The sequence below is a fragment of the Nocardia sp. CA-136227 genome (assembly GCF_050955695.1).
Lineage (GTDB): Bacteria > Actinomycetota > Actinomycetes > Mycobacteriales > Mycobacteriaceae > Nocardia.
In genome coordinates, this window is sequence record NZ_CP192081.1 from 2537168 (window position 1) to 2561874 (window position 24707).

Genomic DNA, 24707 nt, shown 5'->3' on the forward strand with positions numbered 1-24707 from the left:
GAATCGCTAATCTGATGACGACTGTCATCTGATGACGTATGTCTGCCAATGTAGGGAGGGGTTAGAGTGCTGTCAATGGCCAGATCAGCAACCGCTCGCAGCTACGGCGGCATCAGCGCCGAGGACCGCCGCACCGAACGCCGTACCCGGCTGCTCGCCGCGGCGCGAGAAGTCTGGGGCGAGTCCGGACTGTCCGCGGTGACCGTGCGCGGAGTGTGCAAGCAGGCCGGGCTGATCGACCGCTACTTCTACGAGCACTTCGCCAATCGCGACGAACTCCTCGCCGCCGTCGCCGACGAGCTGCGCGAGGAATTGCTGTCCGTGCTGGTGCGATCCGGTCTGACCGCCGACGGGACCGCGGAGGACAAGCTCCGCGCGGCGCTGGGTGCCTTCTTGCAGGCCATCGCCGACGACCGGCGCATTCACCGCATCATCGCCAGCGATTTCACTGCCGTGCCGGTCCTGGCTCAACGCCGCCACGAGGTCCTGGCCACCATCACCGACCTCGTCGTTCAGAATGTCCCCGACGCCCTGCCCGGCGACTACGACCCCGAAGCGCTGCGCCGCGCGGCCCTGTTCATCACCGGCGGCGTCAACCAGCTCATCGAGACCTGGCTCGACCACGCCACGGACCTGACCGCCGACCAACTCGCCGCGTCCTGCGCCCGCATGTGCGTCAGCGTCGTCGAGCAGGCGCGACGCTGATCGCATCGCTACCGGTCGGTTCCTCTTTTTCTCGACAGTTGTTCTGTTCCAAGCGAATTGAGCGTGCTACGGCAGGTGCGGGACCGGGCTCGTGAAAGCCACTGCCGCCGACCGAAATCTGGGCAATCAGCAGAATGTCAGCTTCCTGGCCTTCAGCCTGTAGCCGCCGACGGGAAACTACTCGTGGAACCGATGGTCGCGGAGTCCCGTTATTCCGCGATCTCGGTTCGTCGGCACCACAGGTACACGGGCAGCCGGCCTTCGGGAGTCTCGATATGTCCGGGGGAGTTCTCGAAATGCTCGTATCCGCCGCGGTGCTGAATCTTCACCTCTTCACCCGGTGGCGGGAGCGGAACGATTCGAGTGGGAAGGTCGGCCGGTCCGCCTTCGAGGAATGCCATCGGGTCCATCACACGCTCCTTCGGTGCTCGATCAGGTCCGCGTCATTCCGTCGGTTCAGTCTCCGGTGCTGATGTGCCGGACGGTGGTGTCGGGCCCCGGACTCATGATGGTCTCGTGCCCGTCGTCGTATCGGACACGGTACGGCGGCGAGCCTTCCTGTCCCATGACCTCGATGACTTCGGCCGTATGGTCGGGCTGTCCGACGGTCCGGCCGTGAACCAGAAGCTGGTCACCTACGCTGGCTTTCATAACGAACCCCTTTTCGGCGAGTGCTGATCCGGTGTTTGCTTACCCCGATCCGGCCGTAAAGATTCTGGCGAAAACGGCTATAGCTGGAGACTACCGTGGCTGGTCCACGAAGACTCGTTTCAGCTTCAGTCAGTGCTTTTTCTCGAGGGCAGCACCTGCACGATCAGCACCACGATGGTGCCGACGACGAATCCGATGACCGCCGAGGCGGCCGTGTTCGTCAGCCACGCCATCAGTCCGCCGACGCCGGGGACGGCATCGCGGACGGCCTCCTCGGCGTGGTGCACCCACGAGTACGGCGTGTGCCAGCCGAGCGTGTCGGTGCCGCTGAGCAGGATGTGCCCGCCGACCCAGAGCATCGCGACCGTGCCGATGATCGACAGCGCCGACAGCAGTTTGGGCATTCCCGTCACCAGTCCGCGGCCGATGGCCTGCACGAACGTCGATGAGCGCTGGGCCAGGGACAGCCCGACATCGTCCATCTTCACGATGACGCCGACTACGCCGTACACCGCGGCGGTGATGACGACGGCGACGATGGCCAGGATGATCAGCCGAGGCACGAACGACTGGTGGGCCACCTCGTTGAGGGCGATCACCATGATCTCGGCGGACAGGATGAAGTCGGTGCGGATGGCGCCCGCGGTCATCGCCTTCTCATCGGCGGCGCCCTCGGTTTCGGTGCCGTGGCTGTCGTGGTGCAGGAACCGGCCCAGCACCTTCTCGGCGCCCTCGAAGCACAGATAGCCGGCGCCGACCATCAGGATCGGCGTGAGCAGCCACGGCGCGAACTGGCTGAGGATCAGGGCCGCCGGAAGAATGAAGACCAGCTTGTTACGCAGCGATCCGATCGCGATCCGCTTGATCATCGGAAGTTCGCGGTCGGCGGTGATGCCCTGCACGTACTGCGGTGTCACGGCGGTGTCGTCGATGACGACACCGGCGGCCTTGGCGGTCGCCCGCCCGGTGGCCGCGCCGATGTCATCCAGGGAAGCAGCCGCGAGCCGGGCCAGCACGGCCACGTCATCGAGGAGTCCGAACAGGCCTGCGCTCATGCCTGGCAGGTTACCGGCCATTCCGCCGGGAACCGCTATTCGGAGATCCCTGCGCCGATCACGGGCGAACCATCAAGTCTGTCGACCGGCCGGTCCGATACCGGACTCGCGACGATCAGGGCCTCGGTGACTGCCAGCCGGCGTCGATCAAGCGCTGTGCCAGGTCCTCGGCCTGGCGGACACCCGCTCGAAACGCCGCCGGCCAGCTCGCGAGGACGTCCGGATTGGTGGCGGCCGAGTTGAATACGTCGATCATGGCCGCGTCGGGGACGAATCGGACGACGGTTCCGGCCGCCGTGGTCGCGAGTTCGGACTGGAGCAGTTGCGGCGGGAATCGGTGTGCCAGCGGTTCGACGACCAGCAGGATGTCGGAGTCCGCGGCGAGGTCGGCGTTGGTGGGGGACCAGACGCCGCCGTCGATGTAGTGGCGGTCCGCCACGACGACGGGCGGGAAGGTTCCCGGGAAGGAACGGCTGGCGGCGACAGCGGTGGCCAAGGGGACTCCGCTGCCGCTGTCCCAGGTCCGGCGCTCACCGGTTGCCGCGTCCAGGACGACGATCCGCAACTTGTCGTCCGGCCAGTCGTTGCCGCCGACCAGCCACTCCATCGGGGCGATATGCGCGGGTAGAGCGGGCTCGACTGTCATTGCGAGACGGCCGATCTCGCGGCGCGCGGACTCGCGATCCAGCGACCGGTCCGCCATCAGCGAGAAGACCTTGGCGATCAGCTCGGGTTGCATCGTGTTCGGCGATTCCGCGCTGCCGGGACGGCGTGGATCGTCGGCGAACGAATCCAGATCCCGCCCCACGACCAGCGCGGCCCCGACGATCGCGCCCGCGGATGTGCCGACGATCGAGTCGGCCGCGGCCAAATCGATTCCCCGGCGGCGCGATTCGGCGGCCAATCCCGCCATCCACGCCGAACCGGGGACACCGCCCCCACCCAGAACAACCGAACGCCGCACGGCCCCACCCGACATGTGATCGACACTGTGACTCCCCATGTCGCGATCCTAACGACATTCGCCATCGCCGCCGGGTGGGCGATACGGCGGGATTGAACATGCGTGCAGGCTGCCCGCCACCACAAGCAATATTTGTGGAAGTCGAGTCACTCACGCTTCTGCGGCGTGACCTGCTCGTTCGCCGCTGGTGGCGTGCCTGTTCAGAAACTCCAGTTCGACGCGGAGCACGTCGGTGTGGCCGAGCCCGCCCGCGTAGACGTCGTAGTGCCCGCCGCGGCTGCGGTAGAGCTCGGCCCGGGGAGCGCGGGCGGCGGCCCGGGTAGCCGGTCCGGTGGGGGCCATGGAATCGGTTTCGGCGACGACCATCAGCAGGGGGCAACGGATTCGACCGGCCGCCAGGACCGGACGGTGCACGGCGATGTCGAGCAAGGAACGCGCGGTGATGCGATTGGGCCAGGGCTCGCCGTCCGCCGGGGTGAGCCGATCCAGTCCATCGAGGGCGTCGTTCGTGGCGATCACGCCGTGGCTGCCGGGTCCGACACTGACCGGCAGGTACTTCGGCGGCTTGCCCGCCATGCCCGCGAACAGGTCGGCCACCGCGGTAGCGGTCAGCCGCACCGCGCGAGCCGGGGGCACCTTCGCCATCCCGGCCGGACCGTCCACGAGCGGGCACTGCGCGATGGCTCCAGCCAATCCGGGATCGTCGGCGGCGACATCGAGGATGTGCATGCCGGCGAAAGACGTTCCCCAGATGAACAATCGATCGTTGTCGATCGAATCATGGCGGCGCGCCCAGGACAGTGCCGTGTGATAGTCCTCCCGCTGTCGGCGGATCGACAGGAGTTCGCGCGGGGTGCCGCCGGACCGACCCCAGTGCCGGTAGTCGAACACCAGGGCCGCGAAGCCGTTGTCTGCGAAGGCTTCCGCGAACGGCGCCAGCCCCGCCGCCTTGACTCCGCCGATGCCGTGGGCCATCACCACCGCCGGATGTGGTCCCGGCGTCGACGGGAGGTACAGCCAGCAGTCCAGTTCGGTGCCGGCGCCTGCCGGGATACGCACGTGCTCTCGGTTGAAGCCGGTCATCACAGCTCCTCGGCCGTCGGGTCGACAGTGATTGTGCCGCCCGCGGATCGGGCGAGATCGGCGCCGAACAAGGCGCCGGGGGTGAACGCGCCGGGGCGGCCGTCGCCGTCGGCCAGCCGGGCTGCGACCCGGGCCGCCACACGGCTGGTGAACGCGTAACCCTCACCGGTCCGCAACCACGCCTGGCGGGTCTGTCCGCCCTCCCATTCCGCGTACGCGTATGCCCACGATGTGTCGCCCTGCGCGCTCGGCGGAGTCAGCTTGAAGCGATCGATGAGCCGAATCACGCCGCGCCGCACCGCATCGACCCGCAGTATCGCGCCCACGACCGGCAGCATGGCTCGGGTCGCACGACCGGTCGGCACCTCGCTGGAGGTCGCGATCACGTCACCGGCGCCGGAGGCACGGACCGCGGCCTCCAACTCGCCGGTCGGTACCGCCACGGTGGAACGTGTCGTCCCGTCGGGCAACGGAGTGCTTTGCAGGTGCGCGCCGAGCCGCGTCCGCTCGAGGCGGCCGCTGCGGTAGACCAGCCCGCCGGTCGCGGCCGCATCCACGACGCTGGCCAGGACCGCCGGTCCCAGGCCATCGACGACAGGCATCGCCGCGACCCGGACCCGGGTCGGAGCCGGGCGTCCCGCGCACAGCTCGTACACCAGCGCCTCAGTGGCCAGGACGCCGAATCCCGCACCGGTCACCAGCGTCGGCCCCGCGGCCCTCGCCGCCGAATCCAACTCCAGCAACGAACGCACAGGCTCGAATTCATTGGCCAGATCCACGTAGTGACTGCCCGCGGCCACACAGGCCCGCGCGGTCGGGACGGTCGTCGCACCGAATGGCCCGACCGTATTGACGACGACATCCGGCTTGTCCGCCGTGATTCGACCCGCCGGATCGTCGGTGGCCAGCGTCCGCGGCGGTGGCCCGCCCCGCGCCTCGATTGCGCCGGCGGCCTCGGCCAGCCGTTCCGCATTGCGGCCGACCAGCACGAGCTGGTGGCCACCGGTAGTCAACTCGGCACTGATGTTGCGTCCGGCGCGGCCGGTCGCGCCGATGATCCAGATTTCGCCCATGTACATACGCTACAACCTGTAGCGTATGTCCGGCAAGGGTCATTCGCTACACTTCGTAGCGTATGTCTGAGAAGAAGAAATCCGCCGCCATGGGCCGCCCTCGAAACGCGGCCCTCGACGCCGCCATCACCGACGCCGTCGAACAGTTGCTGCTGTCCGACGGCTACAACGCGGTCACCGTCGACCGAGTCGCCACCCTGGCCGGCACCACCCGCACCGCGCTGTACCGCCGCTTTCCGGGGCGCGTCGCACTGCTCACCAGTGCCATCGCCGCGCACTTCGGGACCGACCCCGCGCCCGACACCGGCAACTTGCGCGACGACCTGATCGAGCTGCAACGCCGGCAGGTCGAGTTCTTCCAAACCCCGGTCGTCGCAGCGGGTATCGCCGGACTGCTCGGCGATCTGAGCGGCGACCCCCAGTGGAGCGCGCTGTTCCACGAGGGCTTCATGGCGCCGCGGCGCCGCTCGACCGAGGCGATGTTCCAACGCGCCGTCGATCGCGGCGAGATCCCGCCCTTCACCCACTCGACGCTGGTCTCCGACATCCTGACCGGCCCGCTGCTGCTGCATGCCATGCTTCCCGCCACGGGACCGCTCGACGATACCCTCGTCACGGCCACCGTCGACGCCGCCATGAACCTGCTGAACAATGGCCTGAGCGACACGTAATCAACTGCGCCGCAGCGGTGTCGGACGATCAGGTTCCCGCGGCGAGCCAGTCGCCGAACATGTTCGCGGTCTCCTCGATGAGCCGGTCCGGGTCGAGTCCCTCCGGCGGATGCAGCGCGATCCGCAGGCTGGCGGCCAATCCCGCGTTCACCATCACGAAAGCGCGGGTATCGAGTTCGTCGTCGGGGCGCGGGCCGAGTTGCTGCAGCAGGTAGCCGCGGGTCAGCACCAGCAGCCGACGTTCCAGACCGCCGAAACCGATACCCGCCACGGTGGCGTCGGCGGCCAGCGCGCGCACCAGGCCCTGTCGGGCGGTCAAGGCGCGCATGACGGCCCGCATGCTGCTCTGCACCGACTCGTGCAGCGGAAGCCCCAGGCTGCCGAGCACCGCTTCGGTGAAGCACTCTTCCAATTCGGTGAGCAGCCGGTTGCGCAGGACATCGACGATCGCGGCCTTGTCGTCGAAATATCGGTACAGCGACCCGATACTGATATGGGCGTGCGCGGCGATGCGATTCGTGGACACATCGGCGACGCCGTGCTCGGCGAAAAGATGAGCGGCGGAGTCGAGAACCCGCTCCTTGGTCTCCCGGGCGCGCTCCTGGCTCGGCTTCTTGCGCCGTGCGGCCGGGGTTTCAGCCATGAGCACCCCGCCGCCGCAGAAGTGAGTAGAAAGTGAGCACGAGCTCATTTTACGCTGGCCGCATGACCAGGGACAAGGTTCCGGCAACCATCGATGTTGCTGCGGCAGGCGCGATTCCGGCCGAATTCCGATACTGGGAGCAGCTCGACGATCCGAGAGTCCAGCGCGCCCGCCGCGCCTGGCGCACCGCCTTCCGCTTCGACCCGCAGCCCGCCGACGACCTGGTGCGCACCTTCGGCGAGTCCTACTACCAGGCCGACCCGGTCGCCGAAGCCTTCGTCGACGAGGTGTACCTGGGCGAGATCGGCCCGAAAGCGGGCCGGGCCATGCTGGATCAGGCCCTCGCCCACGGCATCGAATCGGTCCCGGACGCGCCCCCGACCCTGATCCGCTTGTTCGAGGAGTTCGAAACCGACCCCGAATGGCTCGACCCCGACCTGGTCGCCCGGGGCGCGAAGGTGTTCCGCCGCTGGGGCACCTCGGTTTTCAGCTTCGCCACCACCAGCACCCTGGAGATCTACTCGGAGAGCTCCGTCGCCAAACCGCTCTCCTACACCGGCGGCTACGCCGGAGACCGCGCGCACAAACGCCAACTGGAAACCGTCCGATTCTGGATCGACGTCTCCGACCCGGGCGGCCTAGACCCCGGCGCCCGAGGCCGGCAGACCGCCATGCGAGTCCGGATCATGCACGTCTTCATCCGCCGCAAGCTCATGCAGCGTCCCGAATGGGACCACGCCGCCTGGGGCGTCCCGATCAGCATCGGCGACGCGACCCTCACCCTCCTGGCCGGAAGCGTGGTCCCCGGCCTCGGACTGTGGAGCATCGGCCACCAGACCACCATCACCGAAATCGAAGCCACCCTGCACTTCTGGCGCTACGTGGGTCACCTCCTCGGCGTGCAGCCCACCTGGTATCCGCGCAACTTCCAGGAGTCCGTGCGAATCATGTTCGCCGCCTTCGTCAAACGCGCGTACACGGCGGGCGCGGACGGGGAGGAGCTGGTCGAGTCCTACCTCCCGGCCTTCGAACCGAACCCGGACAGCCCATGGCCCAAGCGAATTCGCGACCACATCAACTACCGGATCCAGATCGGCTACACGGCCTTCTGGCTACCCCCGGCGACCTACGCCCGCCACACCATGCCGCGCCGATTCCCCTGGGTCCTGCACCCGATCCTCCAAGCGCCGCTGATATTCGGCGCCGAGACGCTCCGCCGCACCATTCCCGGCCTCGACGCGGTCGCCGACCGCGTACAGCGCCACCGCCGAGAACAGTGGTACCGCAACGAAGTCGGCGACCGCGAAGCCGAGTTCACGCCCGTGGAGGAGTTCCGCCGCTAGCGCGTGCGGGCCCCGGATCGAGCGGGAGTCAGACGGACGACACCGCTGTAGGGCTGGTCGCCGGGCACCCGCGGGTCCGGCTGCTGGGCTTCGAGTTCCTCGGGGGAGACCGGGAGCGCGAGCCGATCGAAGCGAGCGGCGGCGACGACAATCGATGCGAGGTAGGTCGCGTCCCAGCCGAGGTTCTCGAAGTAGGCGACGCCGTCGGCGGGCAGGAACGTCCACGGTGCGCGGCGCAGCAGGCCCTCGTTGCGGTCGGTCATCAGGTGCGCGACACCGGCCGAGCTGAAGTCGAGACACCATCCGGCGATCTCGGGCCGGGTCAGCGCCGCGGACAACGCGGTCACGTCGGCCTCGCGCAGGTACATCACCAATCCTTCGGAGATCACCAGCGCCTGGCGGACATCGGTGAGCACCGAGTCGAGATAGGTGGTGACAGCGCCGGAATCGGTGACGTCCAGGGCGGTCCTGGTCAGCCGGCACCGCGGCGTCTCCGCCGCGAGCAGCGCGTTCTTCTCGGTGATGAGGCCGGGCAGATCGGCTTCGATCCACCGCAGCTCAGCCGGTAGATCCATCCGATACGGCCGGGTGTCCAGTCCCGCGCCGAGATTCAGCACGAGATCGCAACCCGCCGCGACCGCCTCGGTGATCTGGTCGTCGATCAGCCGGGTGCGGGTGACCAGGAACCAGTCGTCCGCCATCGACTGCCCGGCGGCCGCCGCGATCTCGCGGCCGATCGGACCGGCCAGACGGTCGGCCAGCGGGTCGCGGAACAGCGCGTCCGGCCGGGCGGATTCGATGGCGCGGTGCGCGGCCACCCACCGCGCGGTGTCGGACACGTGAGTGACCAGTGGTTGCAACGACATTCGGCTCAACTCCTTCGCCCGCCCGATCCGTATCGGGTTTCCTCTACATTTATAGAGGATCCAGGTGGGGGAGTGGGTGTGGGTTGTGCCACGCCGGAACCGGCGAGTCCCGCATTGGGTCCAAATTTGACGCCGAATTCAAGTTCGGGTCAGATTCGGGAGGTACGGTAGCGGTATGAGCGAGTGGGAGACGGCGAATCCGGAAGTCCTACAGGCCGTGCGGGCGGTGGTCCTCAGCATGCCGGCGGCGAAGCACCTCGGGTTCTCGTTCGGCCGGGTGGCCGCGGGGGAGGCGGAGATCATTCAGCCGTTCCGCGCGGAGCTGACCGAGCACAACGGGAACTTTCAAGGCGGGGTGATCGGTTCGCTCGCGGACTTCGCGGGTGGGTCGGCGGCGGGCACCCTGCTGCCGGTCGGGTGGGTGAACATGACCGTCGACTACACGGTCAAACTGCTCGCGCCGGCACGCGGTGAGATGATCGTGGCGCGTGGGCGGGTGGTGAAACCCGGCAAGGCGATCACGGTCGCGGCGGCCGACGTCTTCGGCGTCGACCAGGGCGAGGAGACCTTGTGCGCGACCGCGTTGATCACCATGCGCAATATCGAACTCCCCGCCGCCGGGAACGCGTCGAAGTGAGAGTCAGCGGGCGCTGCGGCCGAGGGCCGTTGCCGCCCGCGTCGCGAGGGCTGCGCCGCGCATCATCCACCGGAAGGAGCCCGTCTTCGGGCCCGGCAGCAAGCCGGCCGTCTGCACGGCGTCGACCAGGTCGTAGAGGGTTTCGCCCTCGTACATGAGGTGGTCGGTGTTGAAGTGGTAGCGGTCCACGGCGGTGCACTGGACGAAGGCGCCATTGCCGGGGATGGAGACGGCGTCGTCGCCGTACGGGTGCAGTTTCAAGGGCCCGCGCAGATGGCCGCTGCCGTAGTAGCGCACCACTATTCGCACCTCGCCGCCGGGCGTGATGTCGACGAAGGACTGGCCGGGGATGGGGTCGTAGCGCCAGTCGGGGATGGCGTCGAAGAAGGCGAAGTTGTAGGCCACGAACTCGTCGAGGCCGACGATGGTGGCGCCCAGAGTGGTGACGTCCTTGTAGCGGAGGTCGGGGGTGTAGAGCTCGTGGTTGTAGCTCATATCGCGGGCTTGCCAGCTCCACCAGTACTTCTTGGCCCAGTCCAGGGTCCAGGCGATGTCCAGGCCGTGGTCGGCGTAGAACGCGATCTTCTGCTCGTATTCGTCGAACCACCGGGTGGTCATGGCGGTCAGAGCCTGCTCGTCGAGGACTTCGACCGGGGCGGCTCGGTTGCCCAGGATCTTCGGGATCGGTTGGGCCAGGCGGGATTGTGCGAGGGCCTGCTGGAACTGGTGGTCGGTGAACATCGCGACTCCATCGGGAAGCAACTGCTTTCTGAAGCAGATGCTTCCTGATATCGTCTCGGTGTGTCAAGGAGCTATGGCGGACGCAGCACCGACGACCGGGTGGCGGACCGGCGCGTCCGGCTCATCGAGGCCGGGACCGAGATCGTCGGGACGGAAGGCGTTGCCGCACTGGGCATGCGGGCCGTGTGCCGTGCGGCCGGGTTGAGTCAGAAGTTCTTCTACGAGAGCTTCGCCGACATCGACGACCTGCTGCACGCCGTGTACATGGCGGCGCTCGTGCGACTCGAGGAGGCCATCCGGCCCGCCATCGGCGCCCGCGATCTGGCCGGGCTGTTCGACGCGGCCGCCCGGCTGATGGAGTCCGACCCGCGAATCTGCCGGATCCTGCTGATGGAACCCGTCGCCGACGCCCGCCTGCGCCGGTACGTCCGCGACACCCTTCCGGCCATCACCACCGCCGCGCTCGGCGATCTCGTCGCCGGATCACCCGACGACCCCGCGATCCGGATGCAGTTCTCCGCGCTGTTCGGGGCGATCATCTCCCTGTTCGTGGAGTGGACCGAAGGCAGCCTCGGCACCGACCGGGCCGCCTTCGTCGAGCATGTCTCCACTGTCGCAACACAACTCGTGCCACAGCTCGGAGCCGTCACCCGGTCCTGATCACGGGCTCAGGAACGCAGCGCCTGCCGTACCCGGGCCGCCTCCCGGGTGAGGTGGTCACGCTCGGGCACGGTGGTGGCCACACGGGACGCCTCCGCGTAGAGGTCCGCGGCCTGTCCGAGGTCACCGGCACGTTCGTGGAGGTAGGCGCGAGCCGCGGTGTGGCGCGGCAGATTCGGGTCCAGGTCGGCCAACTCCGCCAGCCCGGCGCGCGGCCCGTCCGCCTCGCCGACCGCCACCGCGCGGTTCAGCCGCACCACGGGAGTGTCGGTGAGCTGCAGCAGTTCGTCGTACCACTCGACGATCTGCACCCAATCGGTCTCGGCGGTGCTCGGGGCATCCGCGTGCAGGGCAGCGATCGCGGCCTGGGCCTGGTACTCGCCCAACCGGTCGCGGGCCAGGGCGGCTTGCAGAATCGCCACGCCCTCGGCGATCAGGACTGTGTCCCAACGGGATCGGTCCTGCTGCGCCAAGGGCACCAGCCGACCGTCCGCCCCGGTGCGGGACGCGCGGCGCGCGTGATGCAGCAGCATCAACGCGAGCAGGCCCGACACCTCGGGCTCCTCGGTCGCCGCGACCAGCTGCCGCGTGAGCCGAACGGCCTCGGCCGCCAGGTCGACATCCCCGCTGTACCCCTCGTTGAACACGAGATACAGCACCCGCAACACCGTCCCCGGGTCCCCGGGCCGATCCAGCGGCTGCCCCGTGATCCGCCGCTTGGCCCGGCTGATCCGTTGCGCCATGGTCGCTTCCGGCACCAGATAGGCCGCCGCGATCTGCCGGGTCGTCAACCCGCCGACCGCCCGCAGCGTCAATGCCACCGCCGACCCCGGCGACAGCGAGGGATGCGCGCACAGGAAGTACAACCACAGCGAGTCGTCGATCGCGGAGACCGGCCCCGCCGCGGGCTCCTCCTCCACGGCGAGTTCCCGTCCCCGCCGCGAGGTTTCGGCCCGCGCGGCATCCAGGAACTTCCGCCACGCGACCGCGACCAGCCACCCTTTCGGATCCCGCGGCGGATCGGCGTCCCACGTCTCCAACGCCCGGATCAGCGCCTCCTGCACCGCGTCCTCGGCGGCCGCGAACTCGGCCCCGCGGCGCACGAGCACGCCGATCACCGCGGGGACGAGCTCACGCAGCAGCGCCTCGTTCACTCGGTCGCCGTCGCCGACTCGTTCAGGAACGGCCGCAGCTCGAGCCACTCGTGGATCGGCTTCCCGCCCGCTCCCGGCGCCGCCGACAACTCCCCGGCCAGCTCGATCGCCCGCTCGTAGGAGTCCACGTCGATCACCATCCACCCCGCGATCAGATCCTTCGTCTCCGCGAACGGCCCGTCGGTCACCGGCGGCTGCCCCTCCCCGTCGGACCGCACCCACGTCCCGGTCTGCGCCAGCGCCTGCGCGTCCACGAACTCCCCGCTCCGCTCCAGCCGATCCGCGAAGTCCCGCATGTACTGCACATGCGCGGTCACCTCCTCCGGCGTCCACTGGTCCATCGGCACGTCATTGACCGCCGCCGGCGCGCCCCGATAGTGCTTGAGCAGCAGATACTTGGCCATGATGTCTCCCTAGGTTCGCTTCGACCAGCCAGGTCGAATGTGTCTGTCACCCCTGGGACGGAGCCACCCGCCCATTCTCGACACCCACCGCACACAAACTTCGGAAGCGACCGAAATGCGTGTCAGCGACCGCATCAGCCCGCCAACCAGGCTCACCGCCATTACCCCTCCCGCGCCGACCCGAGTCGGCGCGGGCAGCCGCGGTTCGCTGCTCATGTCGGTTCAACCGCCCGCAGCGGTCGCCGTAGTATCGGCCGAGTATCGGGCGGACTTGGCGTAGTGGCTGGCGGAGAACGGTTTTCGTCGACTTCACCCTCGGAAGTGGTCGGCGGTTTCGACAAGGCCGAGGGGCTGATCGTCCATTACCTCGAGTGGTCGGGAGGCCCGGATGAAAGCGCCGGCAATGTTCACACCGCCAACAACACGGGCAAGTCCCACACCGTCGGGCTTCGATCCGCCGGGACCTTGCCGGCGACCGGATGGAACAGCGACGGGCAATGCGACGTAGCTGCCTGGCGGGACGTCGTAGCAGTCGCCGCGGGCTGGCGTCGCACACTCGGAGTCCTTGCCGATGGCACGGTGCTCGCAGCCGGTAGGGCCGCAGAAGGAGCGTGCGGAGCGACACGCGTGTGGCGAGTACACCGGATTCGGGCTGGTCCGGAGCCGCTGCTATAGCCCCGAGTTTCGGGGGCGTGCTGGGGTGGGAGTGGTCTGGCCCAATAGGTTTCTCGATAGTGAAAGGGGGACCGGACATGGTGGTCGGGGTGGAGATCGAGTTCGACGGGGTGACGCTCGAGCAGTACGCGTGTGTGATGGAGATGGCGGGGGCGCCTGCCGGTGGGGCGATGCCGGATGGGGGGTTGTTCGGGTGGGTTGTGGCCACGGAGAACGGGATTCGGGTTGTGGAGGTGTGGGAATCGGAGGGGGCGTTTCGGCGGTTTGTTGCTGAGCGGCTCATGCCGGTTGCCGGGCGGGCCGGGATTGTCGGGGAGCCTCGGATCACCTTTCACGCGGTGAACGGGTTGCCTCGATCGGGTGATCGGGGGTGTTAGGTCGGAGCTAAGGCGGGTTCGGGGAAGCGTCGTGGACCGGGGGCGTCCGCGGCGGTTGGCTGAATGGCATGACGGAAAACGGGATTGGGCGCGCGGTTGTGGTGGGAGGTGGGTCGGGAATGGGGTTCGCCATTGCCGATTCGCTGCTCTCGGAGGGGTATGAGGTGGTGATCGTCGGAAGGTCGGAAGAACGGCTGGCCGATGCCGTGCGGGAGTTGGGGGACGGGAAGGTCAGCGCCGTCGCGGCGGATGTCAGTGATGAGGGGCAGGTTTCGCGGGTGTTCGAGACGGTGGGGACCGTCGACCATGTGATCAGTACCGCGGCGGAGGTGGCGGGGGCCTATGGGCCGATCTCGACGTTCGATTTCGAGAAGGGGCGCGGATTCATCGAGACGAAATTGATCGGGTCGATGTTGCTGGCGAAGCATGCGCGGCTCAGCGAGAACGGGTCGCTCACTGTTGTTTCCGGTATCGCGGCGTATCGCCCGGCGGCAGGTGGGGCGATGGTGGCGGCGGTCAACGCGGCGCTGGAGGGACTCGTGCGGGCGCTCGCGGTGGAGTTGGCTCCGGTCCGGGTGAACGCGGTGTCACCGGGGTGGGTGATGACCGGGATCTGGGAGGCGATGCCGTGGCCGGACAAGGAGGAGCGGTGGCGGGCGATGGCGGAGAAGTTGCCCGCGCGGCGGCTGGGGCAGCCGGAAGACATTGCGGTGGCGGTGGTTTCGCTGCTGAGGAGCGCGTTCGTCACCGGGACCGTGGCGCACGTGGACGGCGGGCACCGGCTGGTGTGAGCCGGTGCCGGGCGCACATCAGAGTGTGATGTGGGTGCAGTCCACCGACAGCCCGCACGCCACCGCGGAAGGGGAGAGCAGCGCGTAGCTGAGCAGGTTGCTCGCCAGCTCGGGGATGCCGCCGTGCTGGTAGGCGTACTCCAGGACACCGACGCTGCCGCCCCCGCCGCTGCCGCTGTCCGCGACCGGGGCGGGAGCGGGCTCGAGGGCGAGGGGAGCGGCGGCGGCCGAGGCCACGGTGCCGAGGGTGAGGGCGGCGGCGGCCGCGCCGGTGACGAATGCGCGCTTCATACGGGTCCTTCGGATATGGCTGTGCTGCACCGGCATCTGGGTGATGCCGCGGCAAAGAGTACTTATCGGACGTCCCGGGCGCGGGTTAACCGGGACAGCCGTCCGAAGAAGTTAGGATTGCGCAGAATTCGAGAGCAGGGTCCGGCACGAAACGACCGACACGTTCAGGAGATTCGGCATGCCCTATGCGGTGGATTTCACCACGGTCTCGACCGTCGGCCTGGAGTCGTCCCCGGTCGCACCCGCCCTGGCGGGCCTGCGGGCCAACGAAGCCCGCTACTTCAAGAACAAATACGACCACGTCTTCACGGTCGAGCCCGCGAGCAAGGCGAAGAAGACCATCGCCTGGGTGAGCAGGATTCTCGCCGACGAGCGCGGGATCGTCATCGAGTCGAAGCCGCTCGAGGCAACGGAATTCGAGGTCGAGGGCATTCGCATGGCCTATGTCTTCTACGAGAGCGGCCTGTCGATCAACGTGATGTACACCCTCGCGGACTCCGGCAAGCGTGCCGTCGGATTCAAACTCTCCGACGGCATGGAAATCCCCGAGGAGCTGGACTCGTTCAAATTCGCCCGGCAGAAGTCGAAGCTGGCGGGCACCATTCGAGGGTCCTTCTTCGTCATCAAGGGCGAGTACTGACCCTCGCCGAGATGGCGGCGTCCGACCCGGATTAGTGGGCTTCGCTCAGCCAGATGGCCTCGGCGGCGATGCTGCCCAGATCGATGGTCCGCTCGTCGACCCGCACCGCGATGGTTCCCGCGAAGTCGCGTCGCTCCACCACCGCGATCGGCGTATCCAGCGCGATACCCAGCGAATCGAAGTACCGCAGCATCGCCGGATCGGAATCGGAAATCCGTGCCACCCGCCCGGATTCGCCCGCGCCGAAATCGCTGAGCTGCCGTGCCGGGGGAGTGGGCACCGCCCCGTCCACCGACGGAATCGGGTCGCCGTGCGGATCCCGGTCCGGATGCCCGAGTTTGGCGTCGATCCGCTCCATCAAGGTCTCCGACACCGCGTGCTCGAGCACCTCGGCCTCGTCGTGCACCTCGTCCCACCCGTAGCCGAGCTCGTTGACGAGGAAGGTCTCGATCAGCCGGTGCCGCCGCACCATGGCGATGGCGGCCCGCCGCCCGTCCTCGGTCAAGGTGATGGCCCCGTACCGGGCGTGCTCGACCAGGCCCTGATCGGCCAGCTTGCGTACCGCCTCGGACACCGTCGACGCCGACACGCCGATCTTCTCGGCCAGCAGCTTCGTCGACACCTTCTCCTGCGACCACTCCTGCGCGGTCCAGATCACTTTCAGATAGTCCTGGGCCACCGACGACAGCACCGGTGCGACGCTGGACGCCCCGCTCGCGGCGGTGAGGGTGGTCCCGTGAAGTTCGGAAGGTGCGGACGGATCGGCCAGCTCGCGGCGGGTGGCGATGTCTCGTTTTCCGGGCACGTAACCGAGCTTAGGCACATGCCGCGCGGTTTCACACATCGGCGCGCTCGCTGGTAGAGGCACCCGCCACCGAGCGCCCCGGACCGGTGAACACACGGTGACGGGCATGCTTCCGGCCGTGGTCTTCCGCACGGCGGAATATTGTCCGAGACGCGCTTTGCGTAGGCTTCCGGTGTGCAGAGATGGCGAAGCCTCGAGGAGATGCCCGCGGACTGGGGCCGGTGTGTCCTCACCATCGGGGTGTTCGACGGCGTGCACCGCGGGCATACCCAGCTGATCAGCCGCGCGGTGAAATCCGCTGCGGTGCGCGGCGTTCCGTCGGTGCTGATGACCTTCGACCCGCATCCGGTGGACGTGGTGCGCCCGGGAACGCATCCGCCGCAGCTCTCCACCCTGGACCGGCGCGCGGAACTGGTCGAGGAACTCGGCATCGACGTCTTCGTGGTGATGCCGTTCACCCGCGACTTCATGAAGCTCACCCCCGAGGAGTACGTCGAGGAACTGCTGGTGAACCGCCTGCACGTGTCCGAGGTCGTGGTGGGTGACAACTTCACCTTCGGCAAGCAGGCCGCCGGCACCCTCGACACCATGCGCGAGCTGGGCAACCGCTACGGCTTCGAGGTCGACGGCGTGCAGCTGCTGGGCGAGCACGCGGTCACCTTCTCCTCCACCTACATCCGCGGCTGCCTGTCCGAGGGCAATGTGGGCGCCGCCGCCGAGGCGCTGGGCCGCCCGCACCGCGTCGAGGGCGTGGTCGTGCACGGCGACGGCCGCGGCAAGGGCCTGGGCTTCCCGACCGCCAACGTGGCCCCCACCATGCACGCCGCCATCCCCGCCGACGGCGTCTACGCGGGCTGGTTCACCGTCCTCGAGCCCGGCGACCCGCTGGCGGGCGAACGCCACATGACCGCCATCTCGGTCGGCACCAACCCGACCTTCGACGGCCGCAACCGCACCGTCGAGCCCCATATCCTCGACTTCGACGCCGACCTCTACGGCAAGCACGTGGCCGTCGACTTCGTCGAGCAGCTGCGCGGCATGCGCAAGTTCGAATCGATCGAGGAACTGGTCGAGGCCATCCGCCGCGACTGCGATCAGGCCCGCAAGGTCCTCGGCGGCGAAGTCGAGGAGTAGGGCACGCCAGGGCCGATTTCCGCGACACCAGGTGCTCCGGTAAGCTGGCCCGTCGGGTTTGCTGCGGTCCGCGGTGGCGCCCAACCGGGTTTTCCCGGTCACTTCCGAGCGCGGTCTGAAACAAGGAGTATCTGTGGCTCTCACCACTGAGCAGAAGTCGGCCATTCTCGCCGAGTACGGCGTCCACGAGAAGGACACCGGTTCCCCGGAGGCGCAGATCGCGCTGCTGTCGAAGCGGATCGCCGACATCACCGAGCACCTCAAGAAGCACAAGCACGACCACCACACCCGCCACGGTCTGATGGCGCTGATCGGTCGTCGCAAGCGGCTGTCGAAGTACCTGCAGGACAAGGACATCAACCGCTACCGTTCGCTGATCGAGCGTCTCGGCCTGCGTCGCTGAATTCAGTGGCGCTCTCTCGGTCCGCCGAGGGATACTCTCTCGGCCAGCCGAGGGACTTGACCTCTGTTCGCAGAGGTAGTTGACGAACCGGCCAACGGGGAGGCATAGAATCCTTCTCGTTGGCCTTTCGTATATGTGGCCGGAGGTTCCCCACGAGGGGGAACACGGCCGGGTATACGCCAACACGAGCCGTATGCACCCGTCGCGTGGCGTCGGTCTTCGGTAGTGGCTTTTCGGGGCGCGAAGTATGAGATGAACCATGCGCGCCCGGAGGGCTTCGATCGATGACCGCCTCCGCGTCGCCGTATCCAAGGGGATACCGGCCGGGTGTGCGTTGCGGCAGCCACGAGGGCTGCCACGCGCCCATGCCGGGTACGGCTGCCTGCCGGTGGGCACGTGAACGAACACGTGCCGGATCCGGCGAAGACGAGAGGTTGAGATAACAAAGATGTCCGACACCCAGACCAGTTCCGCTGCCGAGGTCGAGCCCGGCGTATTCGAGTCCGTCGCCCTGATCGACAACGGCGCCTTCGGTACTCGCACCATCCGTTTCGAGACCGGCCGCCTCGCCAAGCAGGCCGCGGGTTCCGTCGTCGCCTACCTCGACGACGAGACCATGCTGCTCTCGGCCACCACGGCCTCCAAGCAGCCCAAGGATCAGTTCGACTTCTTCCCGCTGACGGTGGACGTCGAGGAGCGCATGTACGCCGCGGGCCGCATCCCCGGCTCGTTCTTCCGTCGTGAGGGCCGCCCCTCCACCGACGCGATCCTGACCTGCCGCCTGATCGACCGGCCGCTGCGCCCGTCCTTCGTCGACGGCCTGCGCAACGAGATCCAGGTCGTCGTGACCGTCATGTCGCTGGATCCGAAGGATCTGTACGACGTGGTCGCGATCAACGCCGCCTCGGCGTCCACCCAGATCGCGGGCCTGCCCTTCTCCGGCCCGGTCGGCGGCGTGCGCGTCGCCCTGATCGAGGGCCAGTGGGTCGCCTTCCCGACCGTCGAGCAGCTCGAGAACGCCGTGTTCGACATGGTCGTCGCCGGCCGCGTGGTCGACGGTGACGTCGCCATCATGATGGTCGAGGCCGAGGCCACCGACAACGTGCTGGCCCTGATCGCCGACGGCGCCTCCGCCCCGACGGAAATCGTTGTGGCCGAAGGCCTCGAGGCCGCCAAGCCGTTCATCGCCCGCCTGTGCAAGGCGCAGGCCGACCTGGCCGCCCTGGCGGCCAAGCCGACCGAAGAGTTCCCGATCTTCCTGCCGTACCAGCCCGATGCCTACGAGGCCGTCGAGGGCACCGCCAAGCGTGAGCTGAACGAGGCGCTGTCCATCGCGGGCAAGCAGGAGCGCGACGAGCGCACCGACGAGATCAAGCTGGCCGTGCTCTCCGAGCTGGCCGAGTCCTTCGCCGGTCGTGAGAAGGAGCTGGGCGCTGCCTTCCGCTCGGTCACCAAGAAGCTGGTCCGCCAGCGCATCCTGACCGACAGCTTCCGCATCGACGGTCGTGGCCTCGCGGACATCCGCGCGCTGTCGGCCGAGGTCGCCGTGGTGCCGCGCGCGCACGGTTCGGCGCTGTTCGAGCGTGGCGAGACCCAGATCCTGGGCGTCACCACCCTCGACATGGTGAAGATGGCGCAGCAGGTCGACTCGCTCGGCCCGGAGACCTCCAAGCGCTACATGCACCACTACAACTTCCCGCCGTTCTCCACCGGTGAGACCGGTCGCGTGGGTTCGCCCAAGCGTCGCGAGATCGGCCACGGCGCCCTCGCCGAGCGCGCCCTGATGCCGGTGCTGCCCTCGCAGGAGGAGTTCCCCTACGCCATCCGTCAGGTGTCGGAGGCGCTGGGCTCCAACGGTTCCACCTCGATGGGCTCGGTCTGCGCCTCGACCCTGTCGCTGCTGAACGCCGGTGTGCCGCTGAAGGCCCCCGTCGCCGGTATCGCCATGGGCCTGGTGTCGGACACCGTGAAGAACGACAAGGGTGAGGACGAGGTCCGCTACGTGGCCCTCACCGACATCCTGGGCGCCGAGGATGCCTTCGGCGACATGGACTTCAAGGTCGCCGGTACCCGCGACTTCGTCACCGCCCTGCAGCTCGACACCAAGCTCGACGGCATCCCGTCGCAGGTGCTGGCCGGCGCGCTGAACCAGGCCAAGGACGCCCGCGACACCATCCTGGACGTGATGGCCGAGGCCATCGCCACCCCGGACGAGATGAGCCCCTACGCTCCGCGCGTCACCGCCATCAAGATCCCGGTCGACAAGATCGGCGAGGTGATCGGACCCAAGGGCAAGGTGATCAACCAGATCACCGAGGACACCGGCGCCAACATCTCCATCGAGGATGACGGCACCGTGTTCGTCGGTGCGACCGACGGCCCGTCGGCGCAGGCCGCGATCGACGCGATCAACGCCATCGCCAACCCGCAGCTGCCGAAGGTCGGCGAGCGCTTCCTGGGCACGGTCGTCAAGACCACCGCCTTCGGCGCGTTCGTGTCGCTGCTCCCGGGCCGCGACGGTCTGGTCCACATCTCGAAGCTGGGCAACGGCAAGCGCGTCGCCAAGGTCGAGGACGTGGTCAACGTGGGTGACAAGATCCGCGTCGAGATCGCCGACATCGACAACCGCGGCAAGATCTCGCTGGTTCCGATCGACGAGGATTCGGACAACTCCGCGACCTCTGCTGCGGTCGACGCGAACGCAGAGTAATCATTTCTCTGTGACGAAGAAGCAGTCCGCGGTGCGCGCGGGTTCCGCGCGCACCGCGAAGGACTCCTCGCAGAACAACGCCCCCTTGCTCCACAACCTGGAGCAGGGGGGTTCTGCGCTGGCGATCGACCGGAACGAGTCTCCCGTAATGGATATCGGAGTGCGCCGGACCGTCCTGCCCGGCGGCCTGCGAGTCGTGACCGAGCACGTGCCGGGCGTGCGCTCGGCCTCGATCGGGGTATGGGTCGGTGTCGGTTCGCGCGACGAGGGCCCGACCGTGGCCGGCGCCGCGCATTTCCTCGAGCATCTGCTGTTCAAGGCCACGCCCTCGCGCTCGGCCCTGGACATCGCCGAGGCCATGGACGCGGTCGGCGGCGAGCTCAACGCCTTCACCGCGAAGGAACAGACCTGCTACTACGCCCACGTGCTCGACGAGGACCTGCCGCTGGCGGTGGACCTGGTCAGCGACGTGGTGCTCAACGGGCTGTGCCGCGCCGACGACGTGAACGTGGAACGGCAGGTCGTGCTGGAGGAGATCTCCATGCGCGACGACGATCCCGAGGACCTGGTCGGCGATGCCTTCCTGACCGCGCTGTTCGGCGACCACCCCATCGGTCGTCCGGTGATCGGCAGTGTCGAGACCATCGAGGCCATGGGTGCGCACCAGCTGCGCTCGTTCCACCTGCGCCGTTACCGGCCCGACCGGATGGTGGTCGCGGTCGCGGGCAATATCGAGCACGAGCACGTCGTCGAATTGGTGTTCCGCGCCTTCGAGAATCGGCTCGACTCCGGACTGGAGCCGGCGCCCCGCCGCGAGGGCAGGTTCCGGCCGCGCGGCAATCCGGAACTGCTGCGCATCAACCGGGACAGCGAGCAGGCGCACCTGGTGTTCGGCTCCCGGGCCTTCGGCCGGCACGAGGGTGAGAAGCGCTGGCCGTTGTCGGTGCTCAACACCGTGCTCGGCGGTGGCCTGAGTTCGCGGCTGTTCCAGCGCATTCGGGAGGAGCGTGGGCTGGCGTATTCGGTGTACTCCAGTGTCGACACCTTCGCCGACACCGGCGCGTTCTCGGTGTACCTGGGCTGCCAGCCCGAAAACCTCGGTCGCGTAGCCGCTCTGGCGCACGGCGTGCTCGAGGAGGTGGCGGCCGATGGCATCACCGACGCCGAATGCGCTCGCGCCAAGGGTTCGCTGCGCGGGGGACTGGTGCTGGGGCTCGAGGACTCCGGATCGCGGATGAACCGCATCGGGCGGTCGGAGCTCAGCTACGGCAATCACCGCAGTGTGTCCGAAACCCTCGCTCGCATCGACGAAGTCACCACCGAGGAGGTGTCCTCGATCGCGACGAGCCTGCTGGCGCGACCGTTCGGGGCGGCGGTGGCCGGACCGTACCGGCGCACCCGCGACCTGCCCGCATCCGTGCGGAATCTGGTCGGCTGAAATACTTACTCGGCGGTAATCTCCAGCCGCCGGTGAGGTATGCCCGTTTGTGGCTATGATCACCTCGCCGGAATGGGAGGGGTCGTGGTCGAACCAGGTGAGAACTTCGCCGGGTATGTCATCGAACGTGAGCTCGGACGCGGCGGGATGGGTGCCGTGTACCTGGCACGCCATCCACGCCTGCCGCGTTGGATCGCACTGAAGCTGTTGAACGCGGAGTACCACGGCGACAGCGAGACTCACGCTCGATTCGAACGCGAGGCCGACCTCGCGGCCCGGCTGAATCACCCCGGTGTGGTCACCGTCTACGACCGCGGCGTCGAGGACGGGCGACTGTGGATCGCCATGCAGTACGTCGACGGCATCGAAGCCGAATCGGTCACCGACATGACCGCCGAGCGTGCCGTCGAGATCGTCGCCGCCACCGCCGACGCCCTCGACTACGCGCACCGGGTCGGCGTGCTGCATCGAGATGTCAAGCCCGCCAACATCATGCTGGCCCGCGAGACCCGCGAACAGCAGGCGGGCGTGCTGCTCACCGACTTCGGCATCGCCCGACTACAGGAGGACACCGGCCGCCTCACCGGGTCCGGTTCGGTCATGGCAACCCTGGCCTACGCCTCCCCGGAGCAGTTGCAGAACCAGCCGGTCGACCACCGCGCCGACCAATACTCTTTGGCCTGCACCCTGTTCCGCCTGCTGACCGGGGTGCCGCTCTTCCGTGCGAACGACCTCGGCGCGATCGTCAAAGCCCACCTGTACGACAACCCGCCCCCGATCGCCAGCCTGCGGCCCGACCTACCGGCGACCCTGGATCCGGTCCTGGCCCGCGCCCTGGCCAAGAACCCGGACGACCGATACCCGACCTGTTCGGACTTCGCGGCGGCCGCGCAACGCGCGCTGGCCGAGGGGACCGCGGTCGAGAGCTCGCACGCACCGCCGCGCCGCGGAGGCGCAGATCCGTCCGCGCGACGGACCGCGACGCCGTCCACCGGCCGCCGGGGGACCCGGAACACGTCGGGTTCGCGAGCGGCGCAAGCGGATTCAGCGGCGGGTCGATGGCAGCAATCGGACCCCAGCGCGGTGCGGCGGGGGCAGCAGTCCACTACGCCGCCACCCTGGCCCGGGCAGCAGTCCGACTCCTCGGGGACGCGGCGGGGCCAGCAGTCGAACACGGCGCCACCCCGGCCCGGGCAGCAGTCCGACACGTCGGGGATGCGTCGGGTGCAGCAGCCGGACACACCCGCGGTCTGGCCGGGCCAGCAGTCCGAGGCGTCGGGGGCGCGACGCGGATCGCAACCGGATTCCTCCGCGCGCCGAAGACATCCGTCGGAGACCACCGGCGCACGGCGCGTGCACCCGTCGGAGACCACCGGCGCGCGACGTGTCCATCCCTCGGAGACCACGGGGGCGCGGCGAGTCCATCCCTCGGAGATCACCGGAGCCCGGCGAGCGCACCAGCCGGACGCCACCGGGGCGCGGCGGACGTCGCCGTCGGAAACGACCGGGGCGCGGCGGATTCCGCAATCGGCGGCGGTGCGTTCGGGCCGGCTGACCGACATTCCCGCCCTGTCCGGGCCGCGCACGGACCGGCATCAGTCGCCGCCACCGCGCATGACCGCCCCGGGTACGGGCCGGTGGCTCGGCGGCCTGCGCATGCTGGTGGTGATGAGCGTGGGCCTGGCGGTCGCGCTCGGTGTGGTGGTGTTCGTGATGAGCCCGTCCGGCCGCGGCGCCAAGCCGAAGGCGGCCGCCGCCGAGATCGCCCAGATCAGTGCGGCTTTCCCGGGGCTGGTGCCGCGTTCTCCGGAACTGGGCTCGGGATTCAACTCGGCCAGCTGCCGCGTGGTCGACCACGACACCAAGGACTTCCTGCCGCCCTTCGCCTTCGAGGGCTGGGCCGCGGCCTGGGACTGCCAGTACTCCGCCGACCACGAGGTCCGCGAGTACATCGTCTTCGCCTACGATTCCGCCGCGGTGGCGCGCTCGGCGGCCCGCCGGATCCGCCCGGCCGGAAGCGCTTTGGAGGATCTGACCTTCAAGGAGTTCTGCGGCGCGAAGCAGTACGTCAACCACCGCTTCGACGCCACCCCCGACGTCCCCTCCACGGTCTTCGCCACCTCGTTCTTCGACGACCCCAAGCGCGACAAATTCCTCATGTACACCCGTGGCATCCCCACCACCCCGACCGGCGTCATCGACTGGTGGAAGTCCTTGCCGCTCACCCAGTCCTGACCCGTCGCGGGCGAGGGGCCAGCGCCACCGAAGTGGCGCGTGGTCGAAACCTTCACGGGCGCGGCCAGTTTCCCGTGCCCCGTCGACACCGTCCTGGAAGTTGGCGGCTGTCCTTCGCCGAGGAGTAGTCAGCGCGCGGTCGATCGCCTGGCGCGGCGGCCGGGCGCGCTACTCCGGCGCGTGTTCGCGGTTCGCGGCGGCGAGGACGGCGGGAAGCAGACCCGGGAGGGCGGCGTCGAGGTCGTCGGCGCGGAGGCGCAGGTGGGTGTTGCCGTCGATGGTGACGCGTTCGGTGACGCCGGCTTCGCGGAGGATCTTGAAGTGGTGGGCGGCGGTGGACTTGCTGACGCCGTCGTAGGTGAGACCGCAGCGCAGGGGGGTGCCGGCGTCGGCCAGCCGGCGGACGATTTCCAGGCGGACGGGGTCCTGGAGGGCTCCGAGCACCGCGGGGAGCGGGGCCACGGCGGGCAGCGCGTCGGTGTCGGTCATGACCTACCTCACGGGAAAACTAGTTTGATAACTGTCGAACCTTGGATACGGTGAGTTCGATAAGATTCA

At 68.4% G+C, this 24707-nt stretch carries 26 protein-coding genes; 12 read left to right on the forward strand and 14 right to left on the reverse strand.

Annotated elements, in window-relative coordinates; genetic code table 11:
- Positions 1 to 75 precede the first annotated feature (75 nt).
- Positions 76 to 705, forward strand: a complete 630-nt coding sequence (locus ACQP06_RS11500; protein ID WP_433672205.1) for a TetR/AcrR family transcriptional regulator — start codon at positions 76 to 78, stop codon at positions 703 to 705.
- A gap of 209 nt (positions 706 to 914) precedes the next feature.
- On the opposite strand, the gene ACQP06_RS11505 is transcribed toward ACQP06_RS11500, so the two are convergent.
- The 6 genes from ACQP06_RS11505 to ACQP06_RS11530 all read right to left on the reverse strand — a co-directional run bounded on the left by ACQP06_RS11505 (position 915) and on the right by ACQP06_RS11530 (position 5531).
- A complete protein-coding gene (locus ACQP06_RS11505) occupies positions 915 to 1115 on the reverse strand; it encodes a DUF5988 family protein (protein ID WP_433672206.1) in 201 nt (66 codons plus the stop codon).
- Between the two features lie 46 nt (positions 1116 to 1161).
- Complete coding sequence (locus tag ACQP06_RS11510) at positions 1162 to 1356, reverse strand: DUF1918 domain-containing protein (RefSeq protein WP_433672207.1); 195 nt, start codon at positions 1354 to 1356, stop codon at positions 1162 to 1164.
- Positions 1357 to 1481: 125 nt separating this feature from the next.
- Complete coding sequence (locus ACQP06_RS11515; protein WP_433672208.1) at positions 1482 to 2411, reverse strand: DUF808 domain-containing protein; 930 nt, start codon at positions 2409 to 2411, stop codon at positions 1482 to 1484.
- Positions 2412 to 2526: 115 nt separating this feature from the next.
- Positions 2527 to 3414: a patatin-like phospholipase family protein gene (locus ACQP06_RS11520; protein WP_433672209.1), complete on the reverse strand. Its 888-nt coding sequence runs from the start codon at positions 3412 to 3414 to the stop codon at positions 2527 to 2529.
- A gap of 111 nt (positions 3415 to 3525) precedes the next feature.
- Positions 3526 to 4458 carry an alpha/beta hydrolase gene (locus ACQP06_RS11525; RefSeq protein ID WP_433672210.1) on the reverse strand — a complete coding sequence of 311 codons (933 nt, stop codon included), beginning with the start codon at positions 4456 to 4458 and terminating at the stop codon, positions 3526 to 3528.
- The gene (locus ACQP06_RS11530) at positions 4458 to 5531 is read right to left on the reverse strand and encodes a saccharopine dehydrogenase NADP-binding domain-containing protein (RefSeq protein WP_433672211.1); all 1074 of its coding nucleotides are present in this window, start codon (positions 5529 to 5531) and stop codon (positions 4458 to 4460) included. Before ACQP06_RS11530 ends, ACQP06_RS11525 begins: the two co-directional genes overlap by 1 nt.
- A gap of 62 nt (positions 5532 to 5593) precedes the next feature.
- Here ACQP06_RS11530 and ACQP06_RS11535 point away from each other — a divergent pair, with 62 nt between their 5' ends.
- Positions 5594 to 6202 carry a TetR/AcrR family transcriptional regulator gene (locus ACQP06_RS11535; protein ID WP_433672212.1) on the forward strand — a complete coding sequence of 203 codons (609 nt, stop codon included), beginning with the start codon at positions 5594 to 5596 and terminating at the stop codon, positions 6200 to 6202.
- A gap of 28 nt (positions 6203 to 6230) precedes the next feature.
- On the opposite strand, the gene ACQP06_RS11540 is transcribed toward ACQP06_RS11535, so the two are convergent.
- On the reverse strand, positions 6231 to 6845 hold the full coding sequence (locus ACQP06_RS11540) for a TetR/AcrR family transcriptional regulator (RefSeq protein WP_433672213.1): 615 nt from the start codon (positions 6843 to 6845) through the stop codon (positions 6231 to 6233).
- Between the two features lie 62 nt (positions 6846 to 6907).
- Between ACQP06_RS11540 and ACQP06_RS11545 the strand changes: the two genes are divergently transcribed.
- Positions 6908 to 8188: an oxygenase MpaB family protein gene (locus tag ACQP06_RS11545; RefSeq protein ID WP_433672214.1), complete on the forward strand. Its 1281-nt coding sequence runs from the start codon at positions 6908 to 6910 to the stop codon at positions 8186 to 8188.
- Here the strand turns inward: ACQP06_RS11545 and ACQP06_RS11550 are convergent.
- Positions 8185 to 9054, reverse strand: a complete 870-nt coding sequence (locus ACQP06_RS11550) for a class I SAM-dependent methyltransferase (protein ID WP_433672215.1) — start codon at positions 9052 to 9054, stop codon at positions 8185 to 8187. The two genes, ACQP06_RS11545 and ACQP06_RS11550, sit on opposite strands and share 4 nt — an antisense overlap.
- A 175-nt stretch (positions 9055 to 9229) precedes the next feature.
- On the opposite strand from ACQP06_RS11550, the gene ACQP06_RS11555 reads away from it, so the two are divergent.
- Positions 9230 to 9691: a PaaI family thioesterase gene (locus tag ACQP06_RS11555; RefSeq protein ID WP_433672216.1), complete on the forward strand. Its 462-nt coding sequence runs from the start codon at positions 9230 to 9232 to the stop codon at positions 9689 to 9691.
- 3 nt (positions 9692 to 9694) lie between these two features.
- On the opposite strand, the gene ACQP06_RS11560 is transcribed toward ACQP06_RS11555, so the two are convergent.
- Complete coding sequence (locus ACQP06_RS11560) at positions 9695 to 10432, reverse strand: nuclear transport factor 2 family protein (RefSeq protein WP_433672217.1); 738 nt, start codon at positions 10430 to 10432, stop codon at positions 9695 to 9697.
- 60 nt (positions 10433 to 10492) lie between these two features.
- On the opposite strand from ACQP06_RS11560, the gene ACQP06_RS11565 reads away from it, so the two are divergent.
- Complete coding sequence (locus tag ACQP06_RS11565) at positions 10493 to 11092, forward strand: TetR/AcrR family transcriptional regulator (protein WP_433672218.1); 600 nt, start codon at positions 10493 to 10495, stop codon at positions 11090 to 11092.
- A gap of 8 nt (positions 11093 to 11100) precedes the next feature.
- On the opposite strand, the gene ACQP06_RS11570 is transcribed toward ACQP06_RS11565, so the two are convergent.
- A complete protein-coding gene (locus tag ACQP06_RS11570) occupies positions 11101 to 12246 on the reverse strand; it encodes an RNA polymerase sigma factor (protein ID WP_433672219.1) in 1146 nt (381 codons plus the stop codon).
- Positions 12243 to 12650: a YciI family protein gene (locus ACQP06_RS11575; RefSeq protein ID WP_433672220.1), complete on the reverse strand. Its 408-nt coding sequence runs from the start codon at positions 12648 to 12650 to the stop codon at positions 12243 to 12245. Before ACQP06_RS11575 ends, ACQP06_RS11570 begins: the two co-directional genes overlap by 4 nt.
- A 1120-nt stretch (positions 12651 to 13770) precedes the next feature.
- Between ACQP06_RS11575 and ACQP06_RS11580 the strand changes: the two genes are divergently transcribed.
- On the forward strand, positions 13771 to 14493 hold the full coding sequence (locus tag ACQP06_RS11580) for an SDR family oxidoreductase (protein ID WP_433672221.1): 723 nt from the start codon (positions 13771 to 13773) through the stop codon (positions 14491 to 14493).
- A gap of 18 nt (positions 14494 to 14511) precedes the next feature.
- Here the strand turns inward: ACQP06_RS11580 and ACQP06_RS11585 are convergent, their stop codons facing one another.
- Positions 14512 to 14784 (reverse strand): hypothetical protein, encoded by a 273-nt coding sequence (locus tag ACQP06_RS11585; protein WP_433672222.1) that lies wholly within the window; start codon positions 14782 to 14784, stop codon positions 14512 to 14514.
- A gap of 178 nt (positions 14785 to 14962) precedes the next feature.
- Between ACQP06_RS11585 and ACQP06_RS11590 the strand changes: the two genes are divergently transcribed.
- Complete coding sequence (locus tag ACQP06_RS11590) at positions 14963 to 15424, forward strand: phage tail protein (protein WP_433672223.1); 462 nt, start codon at positions 14963 to 14965, stop codon at positions 15422 to 15424.
- A gap of 31 nt (positions 15425 to 15455) precedes the next feature.
- Here the strand turns inward: ACQP06_RS11590 and ACQP06_RS11595 are convergent, their stop codons facing one another.
- Entirely contained in the window at positions 15456 to 16229 is a 774-nt protein-coding gene (locus ACQP06_RS11595; RefSeq protein ID WP_433672224.1) for a metal-dependent transcriptional regulator, read from the reverse strand.
- Between the two features lie 174 nt (positions 16230 to 16403).
- Between ACQP06_RS11595 and ACQP06_RS11600 the strand changes: the two genes are divergently transcribed.
- The 5 genes from ACQP06_RS11600 (at position 16404) to ACQP06_RS11620 (ending at position 24149) form a co-directional block, all read left to right on the forward strand.
- Positions 16404 to 17363: a bifunctional riboflavin kinase/FAD synthetase gene (locus ACQP06_RS11600; RefSeq protein WP_433672225.1), complete on the forward strand. Its 960-nt coding sequence runs from the start codon at positions 16404 to 16406 to the stop codon at positions 17361 to 17363.
- A gap of 133 nt (positions 17364 to 17496) precedes the next feature.
- Positions 17497 to 17766, forward strand: a complete 270-nt coding sequence (gene rpsO / locus ACQP06_RS11605) for a 30S ribosomal protein S15 (RefSeq protein WP_213556830.1) — start codon at positions 17497 to 17499, stop codon at positions 17764 to 17766.
- Positions 17767 to 18214: 448 nt separating this feature from the next.
- The gene (locus tag ACQP06_RS11610; protein ID WP_433672226.1) at positions 18215 to 20476 is read left to right on the forward strand and encodes a polyribonucleotide nucleotidyltransferase; all 2262 of its coding nucleotides are present in this window, start codon (positions 18215 to 18217) and stop codon (positions 20474 to 20476) included.
- Between the two features lie 148 nt (positions 20477 to 20624).
- On the forward strand, positions 20625 to 21914 hold the full coding sequence (locus tag ACQP06_RS11615; protein WP_433673294.1) for a M16 family metallopeptidase: 1290 nt from the start codon (positions 20625 to 20627) through the stop codon (positions 21912 to 21914).
- 84 nt (positions 21915 to 21998) lie between these two features.
- Positions 21999 to 24149, forward strand: coding sequence for a protein kinase domain-containing protein (locus ACQP06_RS11620; RefSeq protein WP_433672227.1), 2151 nt, complete (start codon positions 21999 to 22001; stop codon positions 24147 to 24149).
- Positions 24150 to 24317: 168 nt separating this feature from the next.
- Here the strand turns inward: ACQP06_RS11620 and ACQP06_RS11625 are convergent, their stop codons facing one another.
- Positions 24318 to 24638: an ArsR/SmtB family transcription factor gene (locus tag ACQP06_RS11625; RefSeq protein ID WP_379278789.1), complete on the reverse strand. Its 321-nt coding sequence runs from the start codon at positions 24636 to 24638 to the stop codon at positions 24318 to 24320.
- Positions 24639 to 24707 lie beyond the last annotated feature (69 nt).